The sequence below is a fragment of the Dysgonomonas sp. PH5-45 genome (assembly GCF_029893235.1).
Classification (GTDB): Bacteria; Bacteroidota; Bacteroidia; order Bacteroidales; family Dysgonomonadaceae; genus UBA1309.
Genome location: NZ_JARXWE010000007.1, coordinates 26,725 through 47,471 on the forward strand (window position 1 = coordinate 26,725; position 20,747 = coordinate 47,471).

General features: G+C 45.6%; 21 protein-coding genes. 11 read left to right on the forward strand and 10 right to left on the reverse strand.

Annotated elements, in window-relative coordinates; all coding sequences use genetic code 11:
* Positions 1-357: 357 nt before the first annotated feature.
* Complete coding sequence (locus tag M2132_RS04005; protein ID WP_280671655.1) at positions 358-1,068, reverse strand: XRE family transcriptional regulator; 711 nt, start codon at positions 1,066-1,068, stop codon at positions 358-360.
* Positions 1,069-1,237: 169 nt separating this feature from the next.
* Between M2132_RS04005 and M2132_RS04010 the strand changes: the two genes are divergently transcribed.
* Entirely contained in the window at positions 1,238-1,462 is a 225-nt protein-coding gene (locus M2132_RS04010; protein ID WP_280671653.1) for a hypothetical protein, read from the forward strand.
* Positions 1,463-1,539: 77 nt separating this feature from the next.
* Here M2132_RS04010 and M2132_RS04015 read toward each other — a convergent pair whose 3' ends face one another.
* Positions 1,540-1,791 carry a hypothetical protein gene (locus tag M2132_RS04015; protein ID WP_280671651.1) on the reverse strand — a complete coding sequence of 84 codons (252 nt, stop codon included), beginning with the start codon at positions 1,789-1,791 and terminating at the stop codon, positions 1,540-1,542.
* 607 nt (positions 1,792-2,398) lie between these two features.
* On the opposite strand from M2132_RS04015, the gene M2132_RS04020 reads away from it, so the two are divergent.
* From M2132_RS04020 to M2132_RS04035, 4 genes are all read left to right on the forward strand, one after another.
* Complete coding sequence (locus M2132_RS04020) at positions 2,399-2,770, forward strand: hypothetical protein (RefSeq protein WP_280671648.1); 372 nt, start codon at positions 2,399-2,401, stop codon at positions 2,768-2,770.
* Positions 2,771-3,097: 327 nt separating this feature from the next.
* Positions 3,098-3,313, forward strand: coding sequence for a hypothetical protein (locus M2132_RS04025; protein WP_280671646.1), 216 nt, complete (start codon positions 3,098-3,100; stop codon positions 3,311-3,313).
* 136 nt (positions 3,314-3,449) lie between these two features.
* A complete protein-coding gene (locus tag M2132_RS04030) occupies positions 3,450-4,139 on the forward strand; it encodes a hypothetical protein (RefSeq protein WP_280671643.1) in 690 nt (229 codons plus the stop codon).
* Positions 4,140-4,225: 86 nt separating this feature from the next.
* Positions 4,226-4,657, forward strand: a complete 432-nt coding sequence (locus tag M2132_RS04035; protein ID WP_280671641.1) for a hypothetical protein — start codon at positions 4,226-4,228, stop codon at positions 4,655-4,657.
* A gap of 14 nt (positions 4,658-4,671) precedes the next feature.
* On the opposite strand, the gene M2132_RS04040 is transcribed toward M2132_RS04035, so the two are convergent.
* The gene (locus M2132_RS04040; RefSeq protein ID WP_280671639.1) at positions 4,672-5,010 is read right to left on the reverse strand and encodes a hypothetical protein; all 339 of its coding nucleotides are present in this window, start codon (positions 5,008-5,010) and stop codon (positions 4,672-4,674) included.
* Between the two features lie 781 nt (positions 5,011-5,791).
* Between M2132_RS04040 and M2132_RS04045 the strand changes: the two genes are divergently transcribed.
* Positions 5,792-6,394 (forward strand): hypothetical protein, encoded by a 603-nt coding sequence (locus M2132_RS04045; RefSeq protein WP_280671637.1) that lies wholly within the window; start codon positions 5,792-5,794, stop codon positions 6,392-6,394.
* Positions 6,395-6,413: 19 nt separating this feature from the next.
* Here the strand turns inward: M2132_RS04045 and M2132_RS04050 are convergent, their stop codons facing one another.
* Positions 6,414-6,821, reverse strand: coding sequence for a hypothetical protein (locus M2132_RS04050; protein WP_280671635.1), 408 nt, complete (start codon positions 6,819-6,821; stop codon positions 6,414-6,416).
* Between the two features lie 208 nt (positions 6,822-7,029).
* Between M2132_RS04050 and M2132_RS04055 the strand changes: the two genes are divergently transcribed.
* The 5 genes from M2132_RS04055 to M2132_RS04075 all read left to right on the forward strand — a co-directional run bounded on the left by M2132_RS04055 (position 7,030) and on the right by M2132_RS04075 (position 12,276).
* Complete coding sequence (locus M2132_RS04055) at positions 7,030-8,469, forward strand: MBOAT family protein (RefSeq protein ID WP_280671633.1); 1,440 nt, start codon at positions 7,030-7,032, stop codon at positions 8,467-8,469.
* A 130-nt stretch (positions 8,470-8,599) separates the two neighbouring features.
* On the forward strand, positions 8,600-9,091 hold the full coding sequence (locus tag M2132_RS04060; RefSeq protein WP_280671631.1) for a T9SS type A sorting domain-containing protein: 492 nt from the start codon (positions 8,600-8,602) through the stop codon (positions 9,089-9,091).
* Positions 9,088-11,055 carry a carbohydrate-binding domain-containing protein gene (locus M2132_RS04065; RefSeq protein ID WP_280671629.1) on the forward strand — a complete coding sequence of 656 codons (1,968 nt, stop codon included), beginning with the start codon at positions 9,088-9,090 and terminating at the stop codon, positions 11,053-11,055. Before M2132_RS04060 ends, M2132_RS04065 begins: the two co-directional genes overlap by 4 nt.
* Positions 11,056-11,228: 173 nt before the next feature.
* Positions 11,229-11,825 (forward strand): YiiX/YebB-like N1pC/P60 family cysteine hydrolase, encoded by a 597-nt coding sequence (locus M2132_RS04070; RefSeq protein ID WP_280671627.1) that lies wholly within the window; start codon positions 11,229-11,231, stop codon positions 11,823-11,825.
* Positions 11,826-11,862: 37 nt separating this feature from the next.
* Positions 11,863-12,276 carry a DUF4878 domain-containing protein gene (locus M2132_RS04075; RefSeq protein WP_280671625.1) on the forward strand — a complete coding sequence of 138 codons (414 nt, stop codon included), beginning with the start codon at positions 11,863-11,865 and terminating at the stop codon, positions 12,274-12,276.
* 192 nt (positions 12,277-12,468) lie between these two features.
* Here M2132_RS04075 and M2132_RS04080 read toward each other — a convergent pair whose 3' ends face one another.
* The 6 genes from M2132_RS04080 to M2132_RS04105 form a co-directional block, all read right to left on the reverse strand.
* Positions 12,469-12,825: a DUF488 domain-containing protein gene (locus tag M2132_RS04080; RefSeq protein ID WP_280671623.1), complete on the reverse strand. Its 357-nt coding sequence runs from the start codon at positions 12,823-12,825 to the stop codon at positions 12,469-12,471.
* A 42-nt stretch (positions 12,826-12,867) separates the two neighbouring features.
* Positions 12,868-14,742: a T9SS type A sorting domain-containing protein gene (locus M2132_RS04085; RefSeq protein ID WP_280671621.1), complete on the reverse strand. Its 1,875-nt coding sequence runs from the start codon at positions 14,740-14,742 to the stop codon at positions 12,868-12,870.
* Between the two features lie 178 nt (positions 14,743-14,920).
* On the reverse strand, positions 14,921-17,017 hold the full coding sequence (locus M2132_RS04090; protein WP_280671619.1) for a T9SS type A sorting domain-containing protein: 2,097 nt from the start codon (positions 17,015-17,017) through the stop codon (positions 14,921-14,923).
* Between the two features lie 51 nt (positions 17,018-17,068).
* The gene (locus tag M2132_RS04095; RefSeq protein ID WP_280671617.1) at positions 17,069-18,004 is read right to left on the reverse strand and encodes a CPBP family intramembrane glutamic endopeptidase; all 936 of its coding nucleotides are present in this window, start codon (positions 18,002-18,004) and stop codon (positions 17,069-17,071) included.
* A gap of 58 nt (positions 18,005-18,062) precedes the next feature.
* Positions 18,063-19,226, reverse strand: a complete 1,164-nt coding sequence (locus tag M2132_RS04100) for a hypothetical protein (protein ID WP_280671615.1) — start codon at positions 19,224-19,226, stop codon at positions 18,063-18,065.
* A 623-nt stretch (positions 19,227-19,849) separates the two neighbouring features.
* Positions 19,850-20,665: a phosphatase PAP2 family protein gene (locus tag M2132_RS04105; protein WP_280671613.1), complete on the reverse strand. Its 816-nt coding sequence runs from the start codon at positions 20,663-20,665 to the stop codon at positions 19,850-19,852.
* Positions 20,666-20,747: the final 82 nt, after the last annotated feature.

The window sequence follows — 20,747 nt, forward strand, 5'->3', positions numbered from 1 at the left end:
AGAATCAATATTATCCTTTTTGTAAAAAAAGTGAGTGCCAGAGAGGGGATGTTCGTCCGAACATCCCCTCTCTCTCTTTTGTTTTATTTATGTTTATATTTTGTTTATTGTTGTCGCACAGTGTGGTATGCACTCAAGAACATGCTTTACCCTGCGATAAGGGTAACGTTAAGGCCAAATATTTTTTGGTAGTGACGGAGGGGTTGAGCGTGTAATTATACACCCACCCCGCCTCCCCAAAGGGGAAGGGGAAGCTTCCACTCCTGTCATGCTGACGAAAGGAAACATATCTTTTTCGCTGGTGTGTTTCAAAGGTAGGAGCGGCATCTGCTTCGCTGATAAACTAACCGCCAAATACTACCGGCGACGGTTGCGATGCACTTCTATGACATTAAAAATCTGCGCTACATCGTTGAGCGACAGCACCCTGTCGTCATATTCCGAATTGAGCGAATGCAGGGTTATTGTGCCCTGTTCGGTATCGTGCTCGGTAATGCGCTTCACCAAAATGCCTTCCGTGCGATGCACTACAATAAAATCCCACTTATTGATGTGCAGCTTGTATTTCCAGAGTTCTCGTTTTATTTCGCGCCCCAACAGGCGGTCGCCCTCCAGTATGCTTTCTTCCGTGCCGTTGTTCATGCTCTCGCCTTTTACTTCAAACATCATGTAGCGTCCCTTCAGCTCGTGGTCTACCAATACGGGAACCAAGGGCAGGGCGTCTATATAATCGGCATCGCTGTATCCGCACAAATAGCCAGCGTAGGCATACTGGCTCACCAAAGGCACATACTGCACATTGGCCACATTGGCGGGTACAGGCACGGGAATATCGGCCGCTGTGGGGTTGAGCATATTGCCGTTGCCGGTAAGAAGCCACTCCTTGTTTATGTTCATCTGAACACAAATCTTATTGATGATACTTTCGCCTATCGTACGGTTTCCGTTAAGCATCTGCGAAAAATTAGGACGGCTGATATTTGCCGCATCGGCAAAGGCTCCATCGGTTTCGTAACCTAACTCTTTTTTTATCAGCAGGATGCGTTCTATTATACTACTTTCGGTCATAGAGCAAATGTTAAAAATATCATTTGAGAACAAAATAATGTTCAAAATATTTGCATGAATTATCAAATGAACATATCTTTGTCTTGTAATCATCACCCGACATGCTTGCCGTACCTACGGGGCTGTCAATGAGTGCAAAGATAGCAAAACCATTAGAAAAACAATAGTTATGAACGTGAATAAAACGCAAGAAAGCAATTTTCGGGGCAATACGCAAGAACATACAAAGGCCTTGCCCGTAAGTGGTAAATGTTCATTTGAAATTCAGAACCGCCTTTCGGCTCCGAATCCTGCCGGCAAAACTAACACAACAACCGGCAGTGACCACTATTGCTCCCGGGCAAGGCTTTTAAACTATAATACCAAGCGTATCTTTACGATACGGGCAGGTTGAATCTTAATCCACCTGAAAGCAAACTGAAAACAAGAGCACTTCAACGACCGTTCCCAATGCTTTGAGAAGACTGTTTACTAAGAAAAAGAGTAAAACTTAAACGAAAGCGTATTGTCTTCTTCGGCATCGTCGTTAGTCTCAAGCAAAACCTTCACTACCAACCTGTTTTTACGCACAAGACGGCTCAACGTAGGCGACGACTCGATTTTGGTAGAGATAATCTCCTTGATTTTGTACCCCTCGGGTATCAGTTTTTTTAGTATGCTCTCAAGGTTCTTATGCCCTTCGGCGGTAATCTCTGTAAACAGAGTTGCAGTTATAAGTTTCATAACATCGGGGTTTTACAAGTGCTTGCGGTGTTTTATTGTTCTTTCATATCACATTATGCCAAATCGTTTGCCGAACAAACAGCAAAAAGATTTTTTCATGACAGCATTGTGTTTTAAACAGAGAAGTCATCAAGGGTATTTATCACCCCCTTGAACGGGAACCAAAGCACACATCAGATAAAAATCAGGTGTACATCACTTTATTTACAATACAACAAATAGACTATGCTATTAATTATTACTTCGATATTACAAATATATGCAAAACAATCTAAAACACAACATATTGTATATTAAAAAATTATAAGTATTCTAAAATGCTTTTCCCCGTAAATCACCGTCTTGCATCGGGCAGATGGTAAGAACACACGGGCGCGGGGCATACCGTACCCAAGAGGGTGTATCAATAGTAAATTTTAATCTCTTTTTGTCCTTCTGCACCGTAGGGAAGAATCTCCTTTTACAGGAAAAGATGTTTCACTATCGTTCAACATGACAGTAGAGTATATCAATTTGATACCATCAATCGGCTTTTGACACACGCTCCATTCTTCTGAATTTTTTAAGAGATAGAAAACAAATTTTCAGGTCAGTAAAATATTGACTCATGGCTATTCTTGCGCAAAAAACGGAACAAAACAAGCAGCTTTTCATAGCTCTCACAGGCACTTATGCCGACGTGGAATCTATTGTTTCAGAGCTGATTGACGAGGTAAAACAGCTCGATGCATGGTTTGCAAAAGTGCAAACGGTTGAACTCTCGAAACCCGAATTCATAATAGAGGCCGAAGTGATTAAGGACGACGACGAAACCCGCCTGCTACACCTCTATGCCATGACTCACCGCTTGGATGCCCTCGACGAACTTGAAGAAGCGCTTCGCCACAGGCTGACAGAAGAAATAGAATGCCTCGACGCACACCGCATCCCCCTGCTGGCACAAGCCCGGCAAATAGCTTGCGAGCAACTGTCGGCATAAGGCTTTTACACAAACACACACCCATACAGCCTCGCCCTTGCGCGGTAGGGCAATAGTTCTTTGACATCTTGAAAACACAAAAACCAACAGCAAAAAACATTAGTAACCTTCTGTGGTGCATTTAAAGAGTTTATATCAAACAACTTATTATAAACACCTTACAGCATTTATCATTGAGTCGCCTACGCTCCTCGAACGTTGTTTCTGAGCAAAGCGAAGAATCTCTGTATTTTTTCATTCAAGATACTTCGTTGCACTCAAGATGACAAAATGGATAAATCCACCACGAATTTAGTAACCAACACTTTAAAACAACATAGAAACATTATGAGCACAGTATATGAATATTTTTCGGAAGCCGAACTGCGCGATATGCGCGAGCAAGGACAAATAACAATCAACACTCTGAAACAAAATCAACCACCCATGAAACGCATACGCATCAACAAAAACACCATCATCGAAATTGCCGAAGGCAAGAGCATAAAACAAGTACTCCGCCGCTTGAACGAAGGGCGAAAACGCTTTTACATGGCCGATTGAAGCCGACTTCTTTTTTTAACACACAAACTACACACGCACAAACTTTTTTTTTCAAAACCATGAGGGGGCTGTCCCTACAAAAAGACAGCCCCCACCCTAACTTTTAAAACGAACAAAACCATCAAACCGACACAGCATGAACTATATTGAACTGATAAACCACTTCTGGCGGCTGAACAAAGAGCATTCGTTCACCCCGACCGAAACCCAACTCTATTTTAAGCTGCTCGACACTTGCAATTCGCTGGGGTGGAAAAATCCGTTCAACCACTCAAACCGTTTCATCTGTGGCGAAATAGGCATTTCGGAACCCGCTTTGGCGAGGGCACGCCGGCGATTGCGCGACTGCGGGCTGCTCACCTATCGCAGCGGTACATCCCGATACCAAAACACGGTTTATACCCTTACGCCTCCACCGGCCAGCTATACGCAAACCGTAGCCTCCGCGCAGGCAACCACAAGCCTCAAAGCCAAAACCGAGAAAACGGGCAAAACCGAGAAAACGGGCAAAACCGCAGTCACAAAAAAAACAGCAGCTACAAAACCCAAAAACAAACAACGGGCATTCACTCCACCAACCAAAGCGGCGGTCGAAAAATACTTCACCAACGAAAAAAATCTGCCGCAAGCCGATTCCAAAAAACTTGCCGAACGCTTCGTAAGCTTCTACAAAAGCAAGAACTGGATGGTGGGGCGCAATGCCATGACCGATTGGAAAGCCGCTGCCGACAGTTGTCCCGCATGGCTCAACGCCACGCCACCCGCCGTACGGGGCAAACCCAAGGAAACGCCTTTCAGCAACGACCACAAGTACCAGAAATTCTAAGCCCTGCCCTGTGGGCGGTTTACAATATTTATTGTATTTTTGAAGCAAAACAAACAGAGAATCAATGAATGTAAAATTAAACTCACATGTATAAACTCACAAACCATAAAACGCTGATATTAGTCGCCTTTGTGTTGACCTTTGCCGTAGTATTATGCACATCGTGCAGCAGTTCGGCTGATGAGGTAGACCTCACCGGGCGGTGGGAAAGTTCATCGGACGAAGGTGGCGGAAAGCACATCATAGAATTCTTCTCGTACAACGACTCGCTCGATGTATATTCCCTGCGAATGTCGCAATACACGGTAGACGCCAACGGGCAGACCTCCGTCCCCGATTCTTCGCGATGGATGGCACGATACAGGATTCTGGACAAGAACGTGGTTCTGTACACCCCCGACCCCCATTTTTACACAGGCACACAAACCCAGAGCCGCCAAGTGCTGTTCCGCACAAAAAACGACGGAAACACCCTTTGGATATACGGACAGGATTACATCTTGCAAAAAGCACTGTAAAAATGTAGAGCGAATCAGGCTTTTTCGGGAAAATCTTTGCGCAAGCCCAACAATTGGCTCCAAACGAGTTCTTTTTGTTTGGTTTCGGTTTGTAGTCTGCGCATCTGGCGCAATGCCGAATCCAACTCACCGTTGAGCCGCTTTAGGGTTTCGCCCTCTTTGGTGCAAGCGCGCCAAAGCCGTCTTGCGTAAACACCCAACAGAACCAAAAACACAAGCAACAAAAACGGAACGATAAACCTCGCCACAAAAGCGTATTCAAGAAACAGACCTATAAACAAGACTGCGGTTATCACAGCCCAGACAGCCAACAGGCAGATTGCGAAAGTTTTGTTTGAGTTCGATTTTTTCATGCGATTTATAAAAAAGGACGTGGAACTCACTCGCTCAAACTAAGAGGCACTGGTATACCCAAAATCACAAGACAAGCAAGCCCACGCCTTTAGAGGCATAAGCAGTACCCATCTCTCGTGATTTAAAAAATTACCAGTTTTCTTAGTTTAAGAGAATAAGCATGATTATGTAAATTTTTTTGGGGCAACGCTTTGCCCTTCTGTACGAACAAAGTTAAAAAAAATCTTTACAGCATCATTTTTATTCTATTCCAAAAGTGAAATTTCGGACAAAAAATCATCTATTATAAAAAAGGATATATCAAAACAGTAATGCAACCCAATTAAAGTGAAGAATCTCTGTACTTTTTATAAAGATCCTTCGTTTTATGTAAGGAAAACAAAAAGGAATAGGCATCTGCTTGACAAGTAAAAAACCGTTAGGCAAGAAGCAATCACAACAAGATTTCGTATCAAAATTAAAACTTAAAGAACCATTTTTTATACTGATTCAAACCGTGGTACATTTAGAGAGTTTATGTCATATCTGTCATTCTGACCATAGGGAAGAATCTCTTTTTGACACACACAGAAGAGATGTTTCACTATCGTTCAACATGACAAAAAAATAACTTATTATAAATATTTTATAGCATCTGTCATTCTGACCGTAGGGAAGAATCTTTGTACTTTTTATTATAGATCCTTCATTGCATTCAGGATGACAGATAGCGAGCTTTTATTTTCTAAAGGCACTACAAGTTGATTCAAAAAAAAACAGTAACCAAACAATAACAATCATATGGAAACGATAACCACCCCATCGCTCGATGGCGTTTGCGCCGAAATGCAACGCCACGGAATGAAACTACCCGCCCCAAAAGTACGGATACACATTGCCGATGCACAAGCAAAAATGGAACAGGCACTCCGTTTTTTTCTGAAAGCCGAAGCCCGCGAGCCTGTTTGGTTGCCCGAATACGACGAGGTATGCCAATGGCTGCAAGATAACCGTGGGCGGGGATTGTTCCTCTATGGCAATTGCGGACGAGGCAAAACCCTGCTGGGGAGGTATGTGCTGCCGGCCCTGCTGTTGCAGCATTATCAGAAAGTGGTGACGGTGTACGAAGCTCAGGAGATGAACATGAAGCTCGACGAGGTGCTTCTGCGGCACATCGTTTCGATAGACGACATCGGAACCGAAGGTCTTTGCAACACGTACGGAAACAAGCGCATGGCCTTTGCCGAGGTGATGGACGCCGCCGAGAAGCAAGGCAAACTCGTAATAGCGACCACTAACTTGGGTGTGCGGGAAATCCGCGCGCAGTATGGCGACCGCGTTTTGGAGCGCATAGTGGCTACCACACGCCGCATTCTTTTTGAGGGCGAAAGCCTCCGCTACTGAAGGCTGCCTTGCCGCCCCGTTATTTCTCTTTTTTATAGACGGACGGCAGTTCCTGCCGGAAGGGTTCGTCCATGTATTGCAGGGTGAGGTGGTCTCCATCGCGATAGTACATCACTCTGAAAGTCCTTATATCAGAGCCGGGAAACATCCACTGAAAGTACAGGTAATCTTCTTCGATGGTATAGGGTACATCACGCAGGTAGTAGGCTATGTCGTTATAGTCCGTTTTTCCGTTGGGGTGTATATATCGGCTGTAGTTCGAAAAACGGTTGTCGTCCGAAAATTCCACATAAAACTCATAATGCCCGCCTTCGCCGGTGGGCTGTGTGTGGGTTGCCTTCCAACGGCCTTTCACCACGTTTTCCTTATTATCGTCGCACGAAACAACAACAAGAGCCAACAAAAACAACAGTAAAAATTTTTTCATAACACAAACCTTAAATTTAGCATACACCTTTTGTTGTCGTCTTTTTTTGTCATGCTGACGGCATGAAGCATCAACCAATCTCGTAAAGATAAAACACAGACACCTTTCGCAGCAAAACTACTTCTTCCTTTTTAACAATTTAAAATTTATTTTGGTTCATTGCGCATAAAAATTACCTTTGTTTAGCTAAATAATTGCCACACACCGCATGTTTTTTAATTCGCTGCAATACGCCCTGTTTTTGCCGTTTGTTTTTATAATCTACTGGTTTTTGCTAAAGAACGATTATAAGAAACAGAACGTAATGCTGCTCGTTGCCAGCTATGTGTTTTACGGCTGTTGGGATTGGCGTTTCCTCTTTCTGCTGGCGTTTTCGACCCTCCTTTGCTACATGGCGGGCACGTACATACACAATGCCAAAAGGCAGGTGTGGCGAAAGACGTGGCTCGTTGTGGGCACGGTCGTGAATCTGGCATTTCTGGGTTTCTTCAAATATTACAATTTTTTCATCGAATCGTTTGCCGGACTTATTTCTGCAATCGGCTTCACGCCCCACCTCACCACGCTTAGTATCGTTTTGCCGGTGGGCATATCGTTCTATACTTTTCATGGGCTGTCGTACGTGTTCGATATTTACTACCGGCGCATCACGCCCACAAAGAGCGTTGTTTCGTACAGTCTTTTCGTGGCTTTCTTCCCGCTTTTGGTGGCAGGCCCCATAGAGCGAGCCACGCACCTGTTGCCACAGATAGAAAAACCACGTAGTTTTGATTACCACAAAGCCATAGACGGGCTGCGGCAGATACTCTGGGGGCTGTTTAAGAAAGTTGTTATTGCCGACCAATGCGCCATGTTTGCCGACGAGATATTCAACAACAGCCACATGTACAGCGGCAGCACGCTTGTTGTGGGGGCGTTGTTTTTCACGATGCAGATATACGGCGATTTTTCGGGGTATTCCGACATTGCTCTGGGTTCGGCTCGTTTGTTGGGTTTCGACCTGCTCAAGAACTTCAACTTTCCTTACTTCTCGCGCGATATAGCCGAATTCTGGCGGCGGTGGCACATATCGCTCTCCTCGTGGTTCAAAGACTATCTTTACATTCCGCTGGGCGGCAGTCGCCGAGGGATGGCAATAACCATACGCAACACATTCATTATCTTTTTGGTAAGCGGATTCTGGCACGGAGCCAACTGGACGTTCATAGTTTGGGGCGGGCTGCACGCCTTGTATATAATGCCTTCCGTTGTCACGAAGCGCAACCGCCGGCACTTGGATGTGGTGGCGCAAGGCAAATTGCTGCCTTCGCTCAGCGAAACAGGTCAGTTGGTGCTGACTTTTGCTTTGGCGGCTTTTGCTTGGATATTTTTTCGCGCCTCCAGCATGGAGCATGCCTTAAACTATATAAAAGGAATATTCACCGCCCGGTTATTTGCCGTGCCTCAACAGTATTCGCTCGCTATCTTTGTTTTAGTTGTGGTTTTTATTGTCATCGAATGGTTGGGCAGGGAAAACAACTATGCCATAGAAGCCATCGGCGGCAAGGTGAAATCGAGATTCTTGCGCTGGATTTTCTACTATGCGGTAGCTCTCCTTGTGTTCTTATACTCCGGTGGGCAGCAATCGTTTATCTACTTTCAGTTTTGAGTTGATTCCAACCGGAAAAGCTTAGGCCAACTATTTGTCGATTGTTTGGGGGTTTCTGTCGATTGTTTTTGTTTTCCGTCCTTCTTATTCATTATTTTGCTGATATTCTTAACAAAACATAAAAAAGCATATGAAGCAAAAATTATTTCTACTAATGGCGTTTCTGGCAATCGCAACAGTGACGCTCCATGCGCAAACACAGCTGATTGTCAAAAACAGCGATGGAAGGGAAAGCACCTTCGGGCTTTCGTCCCTGCGGAAAATAACATTCACAGACACCAATATCGAAATTCACGACATGGACGGAACAAGCAGCCTTACGCCCATACAATCGACCGTGTCGCTAAAGTTTGCCGAGTCTGTTTCGGCAGGCATCGAAACAGATGTTGCGCAGGCAACTCCCGAAGCTTATGTATATCCCAATCCCGCAGCCGGTTATATCCGCCTGAACGGGCTGCCCGATGACGCTGACTACAACGTTAAAATATATACTGCCAACGGAATGGCGATCCTCTCCACCGTTCTGCATTCGGCATCCGATGCGATAGACGTCGGCAGCTTGCCGTCAGGGCTTTATCTGCTGAAAGTGAACAATCAGGTATTTAAATTCCGAAAATTATGAAAAAGACATTATCACTCATCATATGCCTGATTTTTGGCATAACGCTCTTTGCGCAAGACAGCCTCTATGTTTATAAAACAGACCAAACGGTGACGCCCTTCCGCATTGCCGAAGTAGACAGCCTGCGCTTCAGTCAGGATGCGGCCAACCTGTATATCGTCAAGACAGACCAAACAACAGCCAGCCTGTCGCTTGCCGAGGTAGACAGCATCACCTTCTGGCGCCACGATGTTGTTTCCATCACTTACTCCAATGGCACTGCCAGTATTGTGAACCCGTTGGCAGGGCAAGGAGTGGAGGTAGAGGCAGACGGAGCACGCGTAACGGTGACTTCCACCATCGCCGACAAACAAGTCAGATATCTGCTCAACGGAACAACGCCCGAGGGCATGTTCAAAATTTATAGCGACTATAAGTTCGAACTCGCCCTCAACGCAGTGGAAATAACAAACCCCAACGGAGCAGCCATCAACATACAATCGGGCAAGAAAGTGACGGTCACCCTCATAGACGGAACCACAAGTTGCCTCACTGATGGCGCGAAATATACTGCCACGCCCGACGGCGAAGACGAGAAATCGACCTTCTTCAGCGAAGGGCAACTCAATTTTAAAGGCCAAGGAACCCTCAATCTGCAAGCTTATTATAAACATGCCATTTGCAGCGACGACTACATACGCATAAAAAGCGGCAACATCATCGTGACCGGCGCCGCCAAAGACGGGCTGCACTGCAACGATTACTTCCGCATGGATGGTGGTACGCTCACCATTACCTCCGAGGGCGACGCCCTTGAGGTGGAAGAAGGATACATAGAAATAAACGGGGGAACAATCAACGTCAATGCCGTAGGCGACGGGTTGAAAACATCGTACAAGGGCACAGACCTATCGCCTTACATCGAGGTAGCGGGCGGAACGATTGATGTTACCGTTACGGGCGACGCATCGAAGGCCATCAAATCGAAAGGCGATGTAACCATCGGCAGCGGCAACATTACGCTGCAAACAACAGGAAACGCTTATTACGACACCGACGATGCCGACACAAGCTCATCGGCAGGCATCAAGTGCGACGGCAACCTGCTCATTGAGAACGGAAACATCGGCATCAACAGTTCGGGTTCGGGCGGCAAGGGCATCAACGTAGACGGTACGCTGCACGTTAAAGGCGGAAACATCTCGGTTGTCACCACCGGAAACCAATATGTGTACGACCGCGATAACGACACCGCCGCCAAAGCCATAAAAAGCGATGGCAACCTCACCATCGACGGCGGATACATCACCATACAAACATCGCGCACCGAAGCCGAAGGACTGGAAAGCAAAGACACGCTTACCATCAACGACGGAACGATAGTTATAAACGCTTACGACGATGCCATCAACGCCTCCAACCACATACAAATAAACGGCGGGAAGGTATATAGTTACAGCGCCACGAACGATGGCATAGACTCGAACGGAACACTCACCATTACCGGCGGAATAGTGTTCTCGTCGGGCACAACCGCCCCCGAAGAAGGTTTCGACTGCGACCAAAACGCCTTCAAGATAACAGGCGGCATACTGATAGGCACGGGTGGAGCAACCAGCACCCCCACATCGAACCTATGCACACAACAAACCGTTGTTTATAGCACATCGGGCGTAACAGCCGGACAGATGTTCCACCTGCGCGGTTCGGACGCAGCGGAAATCGTATCGGTAAAAGTGCCTCGTGCATACAACTCGATGACTATGCTCATCAGCACACCCCATATTGCCCAAGGAACAGGTTATACAATATACAAAAACGGAACTATGAGCGACGATGCCCAAGACTTCCAAGGACTGTACACAAGCGGTACATACACCCCCGGAACATCGGCAACGACATTCACCACAAGTACCACATCGAGAGTTACCAACGTCGGAGCAAGCGGCGGTGGCCCCGGTGGCGGCCCGGGAGGACACCCGTAAAAACCAGTTTTTTTCATCTTAGTTTTTTTAGAGACCCCTAAAGCCTGAGTATCGCATTGCGGTGCTTGGGCTTTATTTTTGATATTATTGGCTAAAAAGTTAAAAATATTTGATATCACGAAACATATGTATATATTTATCCCCGCAATAAATTTTAATACCTCGTCCCGATAGTGAAGAAGTACACTGTTCTGTTTATCATACTCGTACTATGTGCTTGTTCGCAGCAAAAGCAAGATGTGGAATGGGATAATATCCCCTTGGCCGAAGGCGATTTGGTATTTCGCAAAGGCTTAGGCACAAAAACACGGGCCGTGCTTCATGTCGATACACTGGGGATATACAGCCATGTGGGCATTGTAGTTGTGCAGGATTCTGTTTTCAGAGTTGTTCACATTACTCCCGGAGAGAGAGAAGCAGACGAAAATGTAGACAGAATAAAAATTGAGGATTTAAGCCAATTCTGGGCCACTGACAGAGCCAAGAACGGCGCTGTTTACCGATTACGCAACAATGGTTCGGGAAAAACAGCCGCCCAACAAGCCCTGCGGTTGCTGCAAAAAGGTATCTTGTTCGACCACGATTATCGCCTTGCCGACACCACGCAGATGTATTGCACCCAGTTGGTTTGGTACGCATACCAACAGGCAGGCAGGGATATAACTTCCGGCAAACGAAGCGACCTGAACGTGCCCCTATATTCGGGTTTATACATTCTCCCGTCGGATATTTATACAAACCAAGACTTACAATTAATATACAAATTCTAAATTTATCAAAGTTTAATCCTTTAAAAAAAAGTACATTATGAAAAAAGTATTCAATTTTTTGGCAATAGCGGTTATTGCTTTGTTGTTTGCAAGTTGTAGCGACAACTCTCCGGCAGGAATCGAAAAAGCTATCTACAACCAGATGCAAAAAGGCGATTTTGAAAAAGCCGTAGAAACAATGATTAGCAACATGGACGGATACGACAAAGACAACGACAAGTCGGCCGAAGAAAAAGCTCAGGTCATCGCAGCATTCGCAGCCAAAGCTAAACAAGGCGCGGAAGCCAAAGGCGGAATAAAAAGCTTCGAAATAGTAAACGAAGATATTGCCGAAGACGGGCTTACAGCCACCGTTAGCACCAAAGTTATTTACGGAGACGGTTCGGAAGACACAAAAGATACTTCGTACATAAAGAAAGACGGCAAGTGGAAAATCAAGATGGATAAATAATACAACATCGTATAAAAGAGGGTGTCCTAAAAGTAGATTGATGCTATCAAATTGATATTCTCTGATTGTCATGTTGAACGATAGTGAAACATCTCTTCCCTCAAAAGAGATTCTTCCCTACGGTCAGAATGACAAAAAGAAATCAAAATTTACTTTTGGGACACCCTCTTGTTATTTCTGTATGCCCTGTAACTAAATATGCTCTTCGATAAAATCTTTCAGCACCAGAGCATGGTTGCGTGTGGCATTCTTCGATGCGTAAAGCAAGGTCACCACATCGTAGCCACTTGCCGTAGCTATAAAGTCTTTAACCGCTGCCGACAGATTCAGCTCGGCCCTATATCTCGCCACGAACTCCGTCCAGTTATTATCGGTATTCTGATGAAACCATTTGCGTAAATCGGCCGAGGGTGCAATGTTTTTTGCCCACATATCGTAGTGTAAGGCTTCTTTTTTCACCCCACGAGGCCATAGGCGGTCTACAAAAACCCTGAAACCGTCGCCAGCTTCAGGGTCATCATATACTCGTTTCAGTTTTATTGTTGTCATAGTTGTTTTATTTTTTGAAACAACCGTACACGCTTTTTTGTTTTATCGTACCACAAGCTTCACTGCCTGTCCGTTTACCACAAGCAGATACACGCCTTGAGGTTCTTCGACGCGTAACGTTGCCTGTGTGCCATTCAATTGTACAGTTTGCAACAATTGCCCCGACACATTGTAGAGCCGTGCCGTAGTTGCCAGCGGTTCTGCCGATAGGATGCGAACTTCTTCGCCACTGTTCAATACACTCGGATACACATTGATGCCTGCCGGATGGCTACCGTCTTCTGTTATGGAAGAAGTTCCCTCCGCAATGCCACGAACACCATACGAAGCTGGTTTGCCTGTCTCATAATTGACGAAGGTAAGGACATCGCCCTCTGTTACTCCTTTCAACTGTAAGATATTATTGCCGGCTTGCAAGCCGTTGAAAACACCTATCAGTTCTGCCATACCGTTTTTATAAACTTCCACCCGTTCGGATGCAGTTATCAGGTTAAGGGTTACATCTGCCGATTGCCATCCGCCGATAACCACCGGTACGCTCTGCCACTGGAAATAAGGCAAGGCACGATTATCGCTGCGCACAGCCCACGTACCCGAAAAGTCCCAACCCATAGCCGTATAAGCAGCTTGAGTGTAAAGTTCGCTCATAGGTTTGTCGGCTCCGTCCCCACTTGCAGCATCGGTACTTGTTATTGTTTGCCCATTTACGAGCATCGCTTCGTTGGCATAATTGTTAAACAAAATAAGATTATCATTATCATAAAGCCCTAAGATACGACCTATACTACTTTCTTCAGCTTTTATACTATCCATAGTAGCAATACTGTTTTGAATAGTAAGCATTCCTTCTTGGCTTACTATCGCCCCAGTCACCCCTCCTATATGCGCATGTAAGCTACCTGCTGATATATTACCGGCAGCATAACAGTTTTCTATCATTGTTGTGGAGTTTCTTTTTTTGCTTTCCTCTAATCCATTAACCAGAAAACCAGCTATCCCTCCTATACAACAATCAAAAGCATTGGTCAATATATCACCATAGTTGTAACAATTTTTTATATGGAGTACATTTAATAGTGCCGACGATAACGTATTAACTTCTCCGAGGGCAACAATTCCCCCTATATAAATCCGTTCACTGTTATCCTCTTCCTCAACAATGATCGTTCCCGTATTATAACATTCATCCAAAACAATTCCTCTGTATCCATCTAACTGGTAAGAAGTATTATGAGCAGCACCCAATACACCTCCAATATAGATAGGATAAGAAGATGTTGCATGTCCTACAATTACTCCCCTGTTGCTACATTTACTTATTGTGACAGTAGCCATACTTGGCCTCTTTATAAAAGTATACACAGTACCAACAATTCCTCCTATAAAACACCCTCCTGTAATTTTACTACTATTACTACATGCATGGATAGTTGTTGTTTGGCTGAAATAGGTATTATATATAAATCCAGCTATACTACCAACGTGAGAATATTGTCTATCAACACACTTTATAGAGCCTCCGTCAATATGCAGACTATCAATATATGCACCGCTAAACAAGCCGCTAAACAGTCCGGCAAAAGAGTAATCGCTGGTAGAGGTCGGTAGATCAATATTCATATTTTTGATTTTATGTCCGCCCCCATGCAAACTACCTCGAAAAAATTTATATGAATCAAAAATATTGTCAGACGCTCCTATCGGTGTCCAGTTTTCGCCACTCAGGTCAATATCGTTCATCAAACGGAAGTGTACACCCTTGTTCGAAAGCCCCAGATAGTTGTTCAGGTTTTCGAGTTGTTGGCGATTGGTTATTTGGTAAGGATTAGATTCCGAACCGTCGCCACCCGCAAAATCGTTTGCTATTAGACCGCAAAAGGTGAGCAACAGGCAAAGGGTAATGGTTAATTTTTTCATAGCTTTATTTCTGAATAATTGTGTTTAAAACACAAAGATGTTTTATAAAATTCATAAAAACAAATCAATTTTTCAAAAACAAATGTTTAAATAAAAACCTGCCTGAATACTCAAAAGAAACTCAGGCAGGTTGTCTTATTTTTCTGAAGAAGAAAAAAATCAGATGTATCTATATTTTTTATCGTACCACAAGCTTCACTGCCTGTCCGTTTATCACAAGCAGGTACACGCCCTGAGGTTCTTCGACGCGTAACGTTGCCTGTGTGCCCTTCAATTGTACCGTTTGCAACAATTGCCCCGACACATTGTAGAGCCGTGCCGTGGTTGCCAGCGGTTCTGCCGATAGGATGCGGACTTCTTCGCCACTGTTCAATACATTCGGATACACAGTGATGCCTGCCGGATGGCTACCGTCTTCTGTTATGGAAGAAGTTCCCTCCGCAATGCCACGAACGCCATACGAAGCTGGTTTGCCTGTCTCATAATTGATGAAGGTAAGGACATCGCCCTCTTTCACTCCTTTCAACTGCAAGATATTATCGCCGGCTTGCAAGCCATTGAAAACGCCTATCAGTTCTGCTGTACCTTCTTTATAAACTTCCACCCGTTCGGATGCAGATATCAGGTTAAGGGTTACATCTGCCGATTGCCATCCGTCAATAACCACCGGTGCGCTCTGCCACTGAAAATAAGGCAAGGCACGATTATCGCTGCGCACAGCCCACGTACCCGAAAAGTCCCAACCTATAGCCGTATAAGCAGCTTGAGTGTAAAGTTCGCTCATAGGTTTGTCGGCTCCGTCCCCACTTGCAGCATCGGTACTTGTTATTGTTTGCCCATTTACGAGCATCGCTTCGTTGGCATAGTTGTTCTTTAGGGTAACGCCGGCGGGTATGTCGCAACCCAAAATACGGGAAGTTTCTCTACCTTCTATATATGCCTGTGCCGCCACGCAGTTCTGTATGGTAGCCGCACCTATTGTATTATTGATATAACCAACCAAGCCGCCTACATTTGCTCCGTCAACGAAGATATCACCTCCGGCATAGCTGTTTTCGATTGTTACGGTAGGGGTTGCTCCATCGAATGTGAAATAGCCCGCCAATCCTCCGGCATAGCTATTTTCCTCTTTAACTGTCATTTCGTTATGATTGTAGCAATCGTTGAGGTGAATAACCACCCCTTCCAGATTATCGGCAGCGGCAGCATAACCGTAACCCAAGATACCGCCGGCAAACGACTCTTCGCGGTCTACTCCCGTTCGGATTGAGCCGGAGTTGCAACACCTTTCCATTTCTATCAGTCCCGAAACTCTGGAACCGCCTCTGAAACTATTGCCATAACCCAAAATACCGCCCGTGCAAAGGGTATTTCCTTTTGAACTGATAACCGCGCCTATGTTGTTGCAATCTGTAAAGCTTACCGTGCCCGAAGCTGTTTTAAATCCTGCCGCCTCGCTATAACCCGCGATACCGCCCGTAAACGAAGAATAAGCCTCTCCGCCTGTCACCATGCCGATATTTATACAGCCTTCTATCGCAACGGCTGCCGTACCCGAGTTGATGCCAAAGCCCGAAGCCTCGCCCACTATTCCTCCGGTGTACGATGCGCTGTATGAGTCTATTCCACCCCATACCTGGCCATTGTTGGTGCAGTTGCTTATCGTTAACGAAACTCTTCCGGGACTGTAGTTCGCGCCTTTACCCACTATTCCACCTGTATAAGTGAGGCCTGCCGAACCGCCAAATACCTCCGCGCTGCTGCCGCAAGCGTAAATATTAACATCGCTACCCACTTGAGGTTTGGTAGACACATACCCGGCTATTGCCCCTGTGTACGAATAGTGCTTGCCGCCACCCTGTATGTTGCCTCCTATTATATGCAGGCTGTCAATGTACGCGCCGGCATACAATGCCCCAAAGAGGCCGGCAAAGCAGTAATCGTCCGCGTTGGACGACAGGTTGATGCGTATATTCTTGATTTTGAAACCACCTCCATGCAATTTTCCGCAAAAAGTATTCGTAAAATCTAACGTATCGGGCTGCCCTATCGGTGCCCAGAATTCGCCACTCAGGTCAATATCGTTCATCAAACGGAAGTGCAGGTCTCCATGCTCTTCGCCCAGATAATACTTCAGGCTTTCCAACTGTTGACGGTTGGTTATTTGATAAGGATTAGATTCCGAGCCGTCACCGTCCGTAAAGTCAACTGCCTGTTTTGCCCAAACACTGCAAAAGGCAAGTAATAAACAAAGTGTAAAAGTTAGTTTTTTCATATTTTATAGTTAATAAATTTCAGCCTGAAAATTGTTGCCGTGCTTTGGGGCTTATATCCTTTCGGGGCTTTTTTTGCGTTCGTAATAAAAAATTACGGATGCCACAAAAACCAGCATTATGAGCGAGCATACAACCGAACCTTCGAACCCGAAGCTACCGCCGTTTATAGCATTCTGCGTAGGATATTTGAGTTTAAAGACCGACTCGGTGAGCGTTCCACTCACATTGTATCCGCACACAGGCCCTTGCACAAAGTTCCAGAAGAGGTGCAACCCTATCGGGAACCACAGGTTGCGTGTGTAGATGTAAGTCACGCCCAGCATCAGCCCCGCGATGAAAAGGTTGAGCATGGGCAAAAAGCCCATATTGGGATTGAAGGCGTGCATCGTGGCAAACACAAACGATGATATGGCTAAGGCCGCGAAACGGTTGGTAGAGCCCATCAGCATACCAAGCATATATCCGCGGCATATGATTTCTTCGTTGAACGACACGGCGGCAAACATCAGCAAAGCAAGCAACAAACTGCCCACGTTTACCTGAACCGACACCACCTCTATCTGCCCCATCGCCAACAGGATGCCAAAGCCCAACAGCATCAAGCCCGTAGCAAAAAGCGACCCCCATACAAAATCCCATTTATGACCTTTCAGGGCGAAGCCTAAATCCTTAATTTTCTTTTGCTCTATTACACACCAAAACAAGTATATAACCCCTAAAACCCCTGCCACCGAAAACACGGTCGACAGCGTTTGCATCTCTAAATTGAGACCTCCCGTCGAGGTCACCATAACTTCTTCAATAAAATTTTTCCCGAGTGTACCCAAGCCCAATAAATGACCTAAGCCCAGCCCCATCAGTTGCGCTATGCCCATCGCAAAACTCGCCACAAACACAAAGCCCGCCACAAGCAGGAGGCTGACGTGTAACTTTTTTTTGGGCGATTCGCCCGTAGGTTGTTGTGCAGAAGTAGAAGTGTTCATCATCTTTTGTGTTTTTTATATTCGTATTATAAAAAAGGTTTAATTGTTTTTCTCGTTGTGCTTATTTAATCTTTGTCCTTGCCAAAGTGAAGTTACCGTTCAGCCGCAAATACACACCCATGCTGTAATCTACCCGCCCCGCGTTCATGTCGGTATAAGCCTCTATGTGCGCACCCAACGAAACTTCTTTGCGCACCGGATACGAATACGCCAGCTTGGTTGTGAGCAAACTGCGCTTAGGCAAGGTTTTGCCGGGATAAAGCAGGTTGAACGACGAGAAAAGCGGTTCGCCTTGAAAAGCGTAAAAATGCCGCGCATACCAATAGCCCATCATAAACGAGAAACGCTTGGCATCGAGCCTCATCACAGGATAAATACCGAAGCCGCTGTCGTAAGGGCGCAACGACTTATCGGGCAGCTTATCGTAATAGCCCGCCACATAAAAGCTGAAGGTGGCCTTACGGATAAAGTTGCTGCGGCCGAAGGTTGTTTCGGCAGTGATGCCCGTTGCCAGATTTCCGGCAACAATCATTCGTTCTTTCGATTGGTCTATCTGCCCTCCCTGATGATAAATAAGCAATTGCAAGGGCACACTCACTTTCAGTTCGCTCTGCGGCGAGCTTATCACGGCGCGTGCCGACGCTCCGAAGGTAAGCACTTCGGGAACCGTGTCGCCATGCTCTATAAAGCGTTCCCAGTTTACCCACACATCGGCAAAGTAACGCTTGCCGTCGTCGTACAGGAACTGCAAGCCGCTTTCGGGGCGTTGCGTATAGTGGCGTTCCCATTGGTAAAGGGGTTCTATCAGGCGATGGTTTACACCTCCGTACAGATTGCCCAGAACGACATTCATTTTTGGTGTGATGGCATACTGCACACGGGCAAAGATGCTATTGATGTAGGTTGTCCCTTTTTTTTGCTGGTCGCCCGAATAGTACAAGCCCACCGCACCCAATTCGGCACGCAGCTTGTCGCTAAACTGATATCCGATCTTAGGTATGAACTCTGTTCCGGGCAGGGTAGCCCCTTTGGCTATGGGATTGAAGTATTCGTTGTTCTTGAAGAAACCAACCGCATCGACCGATAGGTACAGCTTGCTGCTGTCGGCCTCCGATATCTGCGGCGATGTGCGTAACCTGTCGGGATACCATTGTGCCCGAAGGGTGGCAGGTATCAACAAAATGAAAAAGAGGGTAAAAACGCTCAGAAATCTTAAATGCGGCATTGTATAGTGCAAACAGTCTATAAAAACACACAAATGTACCTGTTTATTACGTAAACTCTGCCTTTTTATTTCTTTTTAATACAGCAATCGGGGCGGTTTTTTGTTTATTTATCAAACCAATAGCAAGCTGTACTTTTTTTAGTAATTGTTTAAATTTTTCAAGAATATGATTTTAAGAGATAAGACGAGTTATTTCGCAGTCAAAATTTTTGAACTTAGCGGGCTAAACGATAAAATTTCGGACAAGCAAAGAGCCGTTTTGGAATTAAAATACTTCATTGAACCCATAGTGCATTTAGAAAATAAAAGCTCGTTATTTGAAAAATAAAATATATCTGTCATCCTGAGTGTAACGAAGGATCTTTAATGAAAAAAAAACACAGATTCTTCACTTTGTTCAGAACAACAAATACTATAAGATATTTATAATAAGTTATTTTTTTGTCATGTTGAACGATAGTGAAACATCTCTTCTGTGTGTGTCGAAAGAGATTCTTCCCTATGGTCAGAAACAACGTTCGAGGAGCGTAGGCGACTCAATGACAGATATGACATAAGCTCTCTAAATGCATTACGTGTTTCATTGATTAAAATTTAAACAGTTACTTAATAGTTTGTCCGGTTCAGAACGCACAATGAAAGCCCAATCCTGCCCAATTACTGCCAAAGGCGGGATTCACCGTTAGCGACTGCTGCCTATCGCCCAAGCGTATTGTTTTTGACAACCATGGCAAAAGCAAATATCCAACCTCAACGCTGAGCATTCCCCAGCCTGCTCCGGCCACAACATCGCTCAGCCAATGCCTGTTTTCGGTCATCCGCAATATGCCTACGGCTGTGGCGGCAACGTATCCGCCCACACCTATCCAAGGCGAAACGTGGCGGTATTCCTTCATCAGTATATGCGCCCCTATAAAGGCGGCTGTGGTATGGCTCGAAGGAAAAGAGTTTCGTTCGCTCCCATCGGGACGACGGCGGCCAATCAGCGATTTAGCCACATAGTTCGTACCCAAGCCTATCATCGCCGACGATGCCGAAACCAGCATCCTGTCTTTGAAGCTGTGGCGGGCGGGCACTCCGCACCAGTCGAGCACAAAAATGGCGGTGGCTGGCGCAAAAACAAGAGCCTCGTCTACCAAATCGGGGAAACCCGAATGACGGCTCAATTCTTTCTGTACTTCTTTGTCGATATTTTTTCTTAACCAAGGTGTGGAATAGACGGTCACTCCGGCAGCAACAAGGGCGGTGGGCACAATGAGTTTTTTGACCGAAAAAGCGGTTGCCTCATCATCAGCCCCAAAAGCTTCACTACCGAGCGTGTCGGGCACAATCACCGGCACTGTGTATTCTTCCGCATCGCCTTCTGTCGGCATGGCATGCAGATTAAATGCAACAGCAAACAGCACGGCCAAGGTTACAGCCTTCTTTATAAAGCACATATTTCTCAATATTTAGATGTACTCAAGCAAAGATAGAAAGAATCTTGCGAAATAAGCCAAGAGGAAGAATCAGAACAGTTAT